Source organism: Amycolatopsis sp. SB7-3 (genome assembly GCF_041021335.1).
GTDB classification, from domain to species: Bacteria; Actinomycetota; Actinomycetes; order Mycobacteriales; family Pseudonocardiaceae; genus Amycolatopsis; species Amycolatopsis japonica.
Window position 1 is genome coordinate 1 of record NZ_JBFPJQ010000012.1, and the last position, 9418, is coordinate 9418.

Below are 9418 nucleotides of genomic sequence, written 5' to 3' on the forward strand. Positions count from 1 at the left end.
ACCCCGAATCGCACCACAGCTAAGCGGCCTTATCCGAAGCAGTCATTCCTAGCAGTTTTTGGTGGGACACCCACTCAATCGCACTGAGCGAGAGCTTGGTTCGTGTCCCGGTCGGCCGCTCGGTTTCCCTGGCGACGAAGAGAACTTTACATGGCCGGAAACCCCCGAAAACAGGGGGGTACCTTAACGACATTCGCGCAGGTCAGAGGCCATAAACGGGCTCGGACCCGGCGATCACGCGGTGATCACCCCAGGGGACCGCAGATGAACTCCCGGGCAAGAACATTGCTCCGAGTACATTGCACCGTATTGATCCTGACGATTGCTCCGATTAGCGTCGGGCTCATGAGTACTGCGGAACTCGACGGCATCTCCGTCGCTTACGACGACCTCGGCACCGGGTTGCCCGTCGTCCTCGTCCACGGCCACCCCTTCAACCGTTCGATGTGGCGGCCCCAGGCCGAACGCTTCAGCCGGGAGGGCTACCGGGTCGTCACCGCGGACCTTCGCGGGTACGGCGAGACGACCAAGCCGGCAAAGGACCAGAAGACGGGTCTCGAGGTCTTCGCGGCCGACATCGTCCGGCTCGCCGATCACCTCGGTCTGGAGCGCTTCGTGCTGGGCGGCCTCTCCATGGGCGGGCAGATCGTCATGGAGTTCCACCGCACCTACCCCGAGCGCGTCGCCGGCCTCCTGCTCGCCGACACCTCTCCCCAGGCGGAGACCGACGAGGGCAAGCGCGTCCGCAACGAGATGGCGGACCGCGTCCTCGCGGAGGGACTGAACCCGTACGCGGAGGAAGTGCTGACGAAGATGGTCGCCCCGGAGAACGTCCGCACCATGCCGGACGTGGCGGCGCACGTCCTCGGGATGATGCGCACGACGCCCAAGGAAGGAGCGGCGGCCGCGCTCAGGGGACGGGCCGAGCGTCCGGACTACCGGGAGAGCCTCGCGCGCGTGGAAGTACCGGCCTTGGTCGTCGTCGGGACCGAGGACGAGTTCACGCCGGTCGCGGACGCCGAACTCATGCACGACCTCATCCCCGGCTCCACCCTGGCGGTGATCGAGGGCGCCGCGCACATGCCTAACCTGGAGCGCGAGGCCGAGTTCAACGACGTGTTCGCACGATTCTTGAAAGAGATTGACTGATGCCCCAGAAGACCGTTTTCGTGACCGGTGCCAGCGCCGGGTTCGGCGTCGAGATCGTCCGCCGGTTCGCCGCCGACGGCGCCAAGGTCGTCGCGGCCGCGCGGAGCAAGGACCGGCTCGACAAACTGGCCGGTGAGCTGGGCGAGAACGTCCTCCCCTTCGAGCTCGACGTCCGGGACGCCGACGCGGTGGCCGCGCTCCCCGGCACGCTGCCCGCCGAGTTCGCCGAAGTCGACCTGCTGGTGAACAACGCCGGCCTCGCGAAGGGGCTCGAGCCCGCCCACCGGGCGAAGCTCGACGACTGGGACCAGATGATCGACACGAACATCAAGGGGCTCGCGCATCTCACCCGCGCCCTGCTGCCCGGCATGGTCGAGCGCGGCCGCGGGCACGTGATCAACATCGGCTCGGTCGCGGGCAGCTATCCCTACCCCGGCGGCAACGCGTACGGCGCGACCAAGGCGTTCGTGCACCAGTTCAGCCTGAACCTGCGCGCGGACCTGCAGGGCACCGGCGTCCGGGTGACCAACGTCGAGCCGGGCCTGGTCGGCGGCACGGAGTTCTCCGTGGTCCGGTTCGAGGGCGACCAGAGCAAGGCGGACAACGTCTACAAGGGCACGACACCGCTGACGGCCGCCGACGTGGCCGAGTCCGTTTTCTGGGCGGCTTCGCAGCCGGAGCACGTGAACATCAACGTCATCGAGTTGATGCCGGTGGTGCAGAGCTTCTCCGCGCTTCATATCCATCGGGAGAGCTGAGGCCGAAGAGGTCGAAGAGCGCCTGCTGTTCCGGGTTCCGCTCGGTCAGCAGGCGCCGCGTCCGCGGTCGGCCGCCGGTGGACGGATACCGCAGCACGGTCTCCCCTATCCCCGCGAGGCTGTCCATCAGTTCGCGGACCGACAGGTTCATCCCCGCGCGGTCGGCCTCGCGCCGCATGAGGTGGGTGACCGTGGACGCGAGCACCGTGACCAGGGTGTGCACGGCGATCCGATGCGGCGTCCACTCCCAGCGCGGGGCCGGACCGGCGACGGCGGGGCCGGTCAGCCAGCGGAACGTCGAGTCGAGGTGGGTGCGGGCCCGGTACGCGGTGACGACCTCGGCCACCGGCCAGTCGTGGTCGGTGACCAGCACCTGCTTGCCGAAGAACTCGTCGTGCAACCGCGAGACGGCGGCGTCGTCCACCTTCCAGGTCAGCCGGATCTCCCCCGGCTTCGTCCCGGTCAGTGCCGGTGAGAGCACCCGTTCGACGCGGCGGCCGCGGGTGATCCGGGCGATTTCGGCGTTCACCTGGCCGCGGTCGCCCCGGTACGTGCCCGAGGCCAGCGCGGCGTCGAGGCCGGCGAGTTCGCGGGTCGCGGTGCCCAGTTCCTCGCCGAACGCGCGGGCCTGCGCGTTGTGCAGGGTCTCCGAATGCGTGAGGATCACGCGCCGCCGCATCCCGGCGACCACGGCCCTGGTGTCGAGGGCGGTCAGTCCGGCGAACCTTTCCGGGTCGACCGGTTTGCGCGCGGACGGCGGTTTCGCCAGCAGTTCCGGATGTTCCGACAGCGGGAGCGCGCCGACGAAATGCCGCCCGAGATCCAGTTGGGCCGCCTGGCCCGCGGTGAAGACGAGCGTGACGGGATACCGCGAGCGGAGTTCTTCGGCGAGCGCGGCGAACGGCGGCGCCCCTTCCCGCGGGTACACGTGCGACGCCAGCGGGATCGCGCCGTCCTTGGTCACCACCAGGCCGAGGCCGGCGAGTTCGCAGCGGCAGGGGTCGGCCGTGGTGAAGGTGGCGAACTGCGGGACGTCGACGGCGAGCGCGGCGTCGCCCGTCCCCAGCCAGGAGAGCACCGCGTCGGCGACGGCGGTCTCGATCCGCGCGATCCGGTCCGGTGTGAGGCGTTGCAGCGCCCGGCGGTGATTCGACAGGTCGGCCTGGATGAATTCCCTGGCGACGGAGTCACGCCACCAGTCGGCTAGCTGCGTTTCGGGAGCTGTCGCGCGGTGCAGGACGGCGAGCGCGAGATGAGTTCCCAGGGTGGTCGACGCGCGCTGGGCTCCGACGGCTTCGTCGACCCGGCGCACGAAGTCGAGCCGTCGCAGCGTGGCCCATACCGCCGCGACGTCGCCGAAGGTCCGGTGACGCGCTTCGCCGGGCGCGGAGACGTCGCCGTCCATCGCGCGCCCGATCTCCTCGGCCGTGCCCAGATAGCGCTGCGAAACCACCCTCGGCTCGCCGTCGACCCGCGCGGAGGTGACGAGGTAGTAGTAAGTCCGCCCGCCGACCTTCTTGCCGATCACCGAAGCCACACTTTAGGTAATACACTCGCAGCCCCTGATCGGCAACCAAGATCATGCGCTGACCAGCGGAAACAGTGACCACACCCACGTGGGTGACGCGGTGGCGGGATGCACACTGGCAGGTGGAGCGAGTCCGGCCATAGCGTGCGGGAATGGCATCCCCTGCTGACGCGAACGCCCCCACCACCTCGGCGATGCGCCGGGCGCTCGCCAGGGCGCGCGACGGGAAGACCCTCGACATCACCGAGGCCTCGATCCTGCTCCAGGCGCGCGGCGACGACCTCAAGACGCTGTCCGAGCACGCCTCCCGGGTCCGCGACGCCGGGCTCGTCGCGGCCGGCCGTCCCGGCGTGGTCACCTACAGCCGTTCGGTGTTCATCCCGCTGACCCGGCTGTGCCGGGACCGCTGCGGCTACTGCACCTTCGCGACCGTCCCCGGCCGCGTCGAATCGCCGTTCCTCTCCCCCGACGAGGTGCTCGACATCGCTCGCAAGGGTGCCGAGATGGGGGTCAAGGAAGCGCTCCTCACCCTCGGCGACCGTCCGGAGGACCGCTGGAAGGCGGCGAAGGACTGGCTCGACGCGCACGGCTACGACGACACGCTGTCCTACGTCCGGGCGATGGCGATCCGGGTGCTCGAAGAGACCGGCGTCCTCCCCCACCTCAACCCCGGCGTGCTGAGCTGGCAGGACTTCCAGCGGCTCAAGCCGGTCTCGGCGTCGATGGGCATGATGCTGGAGACGACGGCGAAGCGGCTGTACACCGAGAAGGGCGGCCCGCACTACGGCTCGCCGGACAAGGACCCGGACGTCCGCCTGCGGGTGCTGGAGGACGCCGGCCGCAGTTCGGTGCCGTTCACCACGGGCATCCTGATCGGCATCGGTGAGAACTTCGAGGAACGCGCCGACTCCCTGTTCGCCATCCGCAAGGTCGCGAAGACCTACGGCGGCATCCAGGAGGTCATCGTCCAGAACTTCCGCGCGAAGCCGGACACGAAGATGCGCGCGACCCCGGACGCCGACCTCGAAGAACTCGCCGCGACCATCGCCGTCGCGCGGCTGGTGCTCGGACCGCGGATGCGTATCCAGGCGCCGCCGAACCTGATCGGCCAGCAGTACGAACTGATGCTGAACGCGGGTATCGACGACTGGGGCGGCGTCTCGCCGCTGACCCCCGACCACGTGAACCCCGAACGCGCGTGGCCGCAGATCGACGAGCTCAAACGCCGCACCGAGGCGCTCGGGTTCACCGTGCGCGAGCGGCTGCCGATCTATCCGGAGTACGTCAAGGCCGGCGAGCCGTGGCTGGACCCGCGGATGAACGCGCATCTCGCGCCGCTGACCGACACCGAAACCGGGCTCGCGATCGAAGAGGCCATCCCGGTGGGCATCCCGTGGCAGGAGCCGGACGGCGGATGGAAGGAGGCCGGGCGTACCGATCTGCACGTCGAGGTCGACACCGTCGGGCGCACGGAAGACCGCCGCAGCGACTTCGACTCGGTCTACGGCGATTGGGCCGAGATCAAGGGCAACATCAAGACCGGGCCGCAGCGGTTCGACACCGACATCCGGGATGCCTTGCGCAGCGCGGAAAAGAACCCCGCCGGGCTGTCGGACGACGCGGCGCTGGCGCTGCTGCACGCCGACGGGCCGGAGCTCGACGCGCTCGCGAAGATCGCCGACGACCTGCGTCGCGAGGTGAACGGCGACGACGTCACCTTCGTCGTCACGCGGAACATCAACTTCACCAACGTCTGCTACACCGGCTGCCGGTTCTGCGCGTTCGCCCAGCGGCGTACCGACGCCGACGCGTACACGCTCTCGCTGGAGCAGGTCGGCGACCGCGTCGACGAGGCCTGGGCCGCCGGTGCGACCGAGATCTGCATGCAGGGCGGTATCCACCCGGATCTGCCGGGTACCGCGTACTTCGACCTCGCGGCGGAGGTGAAACGCCGTCAGCCGGACATCCACCTGCACTCGTACTCGCCGATGGAGGTCGTCAACGGCGCTTCGCGGACGAACCTCTCGATCGAAGACTGGCTGGCGCGGGCGAAGGAAGCGGGCGTCGACTCGCTGCCGGGCACGGCGGCGGAGATCCTCGACGACGACGTGCGGTGGGTGCTGACGAAGGGCAAGCTGCCGACGTCGGAATGGATCAACGTCGTCACCACCGCGCACAAACTCGGCATCACGACGACGTCGACGATGATGTACGGCCACGTCGACACGCCGGCGCACTGGGTCGGGCATCTGAAGCTGCTGGCGAAATTGCAGCGCGAAGGCCTGGAGCGCAACGGGCGGCGCGGGTTCAGCGAGTTCGTGCTGCTGCCGTTCATCCACCAGAGTTCGCCGATCTACCTCGCCGGACTGGCGAGGGCGGGCACGACGCTGCGCGAGAACCGCGCGGTGCACGCGCTGGCCCGGCTGCTGCTGCACGGGATGATCGACAACATCCAGAGTTCCTGGGTGAAACTCGGCGAAGAGGGCAGCCGCGCGGTGCTGCAGGGCGGGGTCAACGACATCGGCGGAACGCTGATGGAGGAGACGATCAGCCGGATGGCGGGCGCGGCGAACGGGTCGTACAAGACGATCAGCGACATGCGCGCGATGGTCGAGCCGCTGGGCCGTCCGCTGCGCCAGCGGACCACCGAATACGGCACGCCGACCGCCGAGCGGATCGCCGCGGCCCAGGCGTCCGACGGCGTCGCGACCGCGGTGCGCCGTCCGCTTTTGCCGCTTGTCACCAGCTGACGAAAAGCCCCTGACGGCCCCCTGACCCGAGTCAGGGGGCCGTCACGTTGCGTGTGGCACCGCTCACAAGGCGCGGGGGTCGTGGGCGTTTTCTGTGCTAAACCCGAGAATCACTTCCGGGCAGCCGAGAGGACGTCGATGACCGCGAGCGCAGTCCAAGTGGCCGATACCGCCCGCTATCCGTTGTCCGAACCGGGAAGCCCGGCGTGGCGCGAAATCGTTTCCCGGACCCGCGCCGAACTGCGGGAAACGGGCTGCAGTGTGCTGGCCGACTTCATCCGTCCGGAGTTGCGTGACGTCCTTCGCCGCGAAGGGGCGAAGATCGCTCCGGAGGCGTACGCGAAGGTCGAACGCGTCAACGCCTACAACATCGCCATCGACACTCCGCTGCCGGAGGACCACCCCGGCCGCACGATCATGGAACGCGGCAACGCTTTCGTGGCGCGAGACCGGATCCCGGCGACCGCGGTGATCCAGCAGCTGTACTCGAGCCGCGAGTTCCAGCGGTTCGTGGCCGACTGCTTCGAACTCCCCGAACTGCACGAACTCGCCGATCCGCTGTCCGGTCTGGTGCTCAACGTGATCGAACCGGGCCGCGCGCATCCGTGGCATTTCGACACCAACGAGTACACGGTCAGCATGCTCACGCAGGAAGCGGCCGACGGCGGTGTCTTCGAATACTGCCCGAACATCCGCTCCGAAACGGCGGAGAACTTCGACGACGTCCGTGCCGTCCTGGCGGGCGAAGGCGATCACCTGATCAGGCGGCTCACTCTCCGTCCTGGCGATCTTCAGCTGTTTCGCGGACGCTTCGCGCTGCATCGGGTGAGTAGTGTTCAAGGGGCAGTCGCCCGCCATTCCGCGATCTTCGCGTACAGCGAGCGCCCTGGGGTCATCGGCAGTCCGGAGCGGACGAGACAGCTGTTCGGCCGGGTCCTGCCGGAACACGTCGCTTCCGCGGCTATCCGGGGCGATCAGCTGCTCGACTAAGTCAGGAGCATGGCCGTGCCTTTGGATTCGACCGGCAAGATCAATTTCGACGACATCTACACCGCTCCCGATCCACGCGCCTTCTTCGGCACCTTGCGTCCGCTGGACTACGACATCCCGCAGCAGGCGAAGGCCTACTTCGCGAAGCTGATCGACGAGTACCGGGCGGAAGCCGACGTCAAGGTGCCGACGGTGCTCGACCTGGGCTGTTCGTACGGCGTGAACGCGGCGCTGCACAGATGCGACACCACGATGGAACGGCTGTACGACCACTACGCGTCCGCCGGTTCGCTGAGCCGGGACGAGCTGATCGCGCGCGATCGCCGGATGGTCGAGAACGACGACGTCCGCTTCATCGGCCTCGACGCCTCCGCGCCCGCGCTGGACTACGCGCTCGCAGCGGGCTTCATCGACGAAGCGATCCACGCCGATCTGGAGAACGAAGACCCGACGGACGAACAGCGCGCGTTGCTGTCCGAGGTCGACATCGTCATCTCGACCGGCTGCGTCGGCTACGTCACCGAGAAGACCCTCGTGCGGATCGCGCGGGAAAACCGGCCGTGGATGGCGCATTTCGTCCTCCGGATGTTCTCCTACGGCCCGGTCGCCGACAGCCTCGGCGAACTGGACTACGAGACGACCGGGGTCGAGGGCGTCTTCCGGCAGCGGAAATTCGCTTCGGATGAGGAACAGACGCAGATCCTGGACAATCTGTCCGTCGCGGGCGTCGACCCGCGTGGGCTGGAGGACGGCGGCCGGCTGTACGCGCGGCTGTTCGTCTCCCGCCCGACCGGCGCGGCGGGCGGGCTCGCCTCCGCGCTGAACGCCCTTCCCCTTCGAGATCAAGGATGATCGTGAGCAGTCCGGAACCGTCCACCCGCACGTTCGGCAACGAGGACATCCTGCCGCGGGTCCCCGTCCCCAGCCTGGAGGACACCTGCCGCCGGTTCCTCGAGTGGTGCTCGCCGCTGCTCACCCCCGGCGAACTCGCCGAGACCGAAGGCGCCGTCACCGAGTTCCTCGCCGAAGGAAGCCCTGCGCACGAACTGCAGAGCGCGCTCGAGGCCTACGACAAGCGCGAAGACGTCCGAAGCTGGCTCGACACCTTCTGGCCGTATCGGTACCTCGGCCGTCGCGACCGGATCGCGCTCAACGCGAACTTCTTCTTCCTGTTCACCGACTCCCCGCTGGGACAGCTGGAACGCGCGGCCGAACTGGCGGCTTCGGCGGTGGACTACAAGCTGAAGCTCGACGAGGAACTGGTCCCGCCGATCCTGCTGCGCGGGCAGCCGCAGTCGATGGTGCAGCACAAGTTCCTGTTCTCGGCGACGCGGATCCCCGGCGCCGTGCAGGACACCGCGCGCACGCCGTACCGCGAGGACTGGCCGGGGCCGTCGAGGGCGCGGCACATCGTGGTCTTCCACCGCGACACCCCGTTCCGGATGGACGTCATCGCGCCGGACGGCCGTCCGTATTCCCCCGAACAGCTGGTCGCGGGACTGCAGGCGATCGTGAAGTCGGGGAACTTCATCGAGGACCCGCAGACCGCCGCCGGGCATTTCACCACCAAGGCCAGGGCCGAGTGGGCGGCGACGCGGGAAGCGTTGCTGGCGGCGGGGAACGCGGCCGCGCTCGACGACATCGAGACGGCGTTGTTCTGCCTGTGCCTGGAGGATTTCACGCCGTCGGGCACACAGGAGGCGTGCGACGCCCTGCTGCACGGCGACAGCGGGAACCGCTGGTTCGACAAGGCCGTGTCGCTGATCGTGTTCGAGGACGGCACGGCGGGGATCAACGTCGAGCACTGCGAACTGGACGGGACCACGATCCTCGGGTTCACCGACGCGCTGCTCAGCGGGACACGGCTGGAGCGGCCGCCTGCCGACGGGGTGCCGTCGTCCGAGGTCATCGAGTTCGTCCTGGGCGACGCGCTGCGCGAAGACGCCCGTGCCGCCGCCGCGTCCTTCACCGCGTACGCCGACGCGACCGCTACGAAGACGGTGTCCTTCACCGACTTCGGTGCGAAGCGGGCGAAGGAGCTCGGAATGTCCCCGGACGCCTTCGCGCAGATGGCGTACCAGCTCGCGCACAAGCGGGCGAAGGGGATCACGGGCGCGACGTACGAGTCGATCGCGACGCGGCAGTACCAGAACGGGCGCACCGAAGCGATGCGTGTGGTGACGCCCGAGGTGCTGTGGTTCGTCCAGGTGATGAACGACCCCCAAGCCGACCGCCAGACGCGT

7 protein-coding genes are annotated in these 9418 nt (G+C 68.6%); 6 read left to right on the forward strand and 1 reads right to left on the reverse strand.

Annotation, left to right across the window (positions count from 1 at the left end):
* The first annotated feature begins 345 nt into the window (after positions 1 to 345).
* Positions 346 to 1149, forward strand: coding sequence for an alpha/beta fold hydrolase (locus AB8M46_RS39860; RefSeq protein ID WP_394363503.1), 804 nt, complete (start codon positions 346 to 348; stop codon positions 1147 to 1149).
* Positions 1149 to 1907, forward strand: a complete 759-nt coding sequence (locus AB8M46_RS39865; RefSeq protein WP_125735388.1) for an SDR family oxidoreductase — start codon at positions 1149 to 1151, stop codon at positions 1905 to 1907. Before AB8M46_RS39860 ends, AB8M46_RS39865 begins: the two co-directional genes overlap by 1 nt.
* Here the strand turns inward: AB8M46_RS39865 and AB8M46_RS39870 are convergent.
* Positions 1846 to 3444, reverse strand: coding sequence for a transposase (locus tag AB8M46_RS39870; protein WP_394363505.1), 1599 nt, complete (start codon positions 3442 to 3444; stop codon positions 1846 to 1848). The genes AB8M46_RS39865 and AB8M46_RS39870 overlap by 62 nt on opposite strands.
* 185 nt (positions 3445 to 3629) lie before the next feature.
* Here AB8M46_RS39870 and AB8M46_RS39875 point away from each other — a divergent pair, with 185 nt between their 5' ends.
* The 4 genes from AB8M46_RS39875 to AB8M46_RS39890 form a co-directional block, all read left to right on the forward strand.
* Entirely contained in the window at positions 3630 to 6185 is a 2556-nt protein-coding gene (locus AB8M46_RS39875) for a bifunctional FO biosynthesis protein CofGH (protein ID WP_394363508.1), read from the forward strand.
* A 138-nt stretch (positions 6186 to 6323) separates the two neighbouring features.
* Positions 6324 to 7175, forward strand: coding sequence for an ArpA protein (locus tag AB8M46_RS39880; protein WP_037346896.1), 852 nt, complete (start codon positions 6324 to 6326; stop codon positions 7173 to 7175).
* 9 nt (positions 7176 to 7184) lie between these two features.
* Complete coding sequence (locus tag AB8M46_RS39885; RefSeq protein WP_394363506.1) at positions 7185 to 8027, forward strand: class I SAM-dependent methyltransferase; 843 nt, start codon at positions 7185 to 7187, stop codon at positions 8025 to 8027.
* Positions 8024 to 9418 (forward strand): choline/carnitine O-acyltransferase (locus AB8M46_RS39890; RefSeq protein WP_394363507.1); only part of this gene is annotated, 1395 nt, incomplete at its 3' end. The genes AB8M46_RS39885 and AB8M46_RS39890, both read left to right, overlap by 4 nt.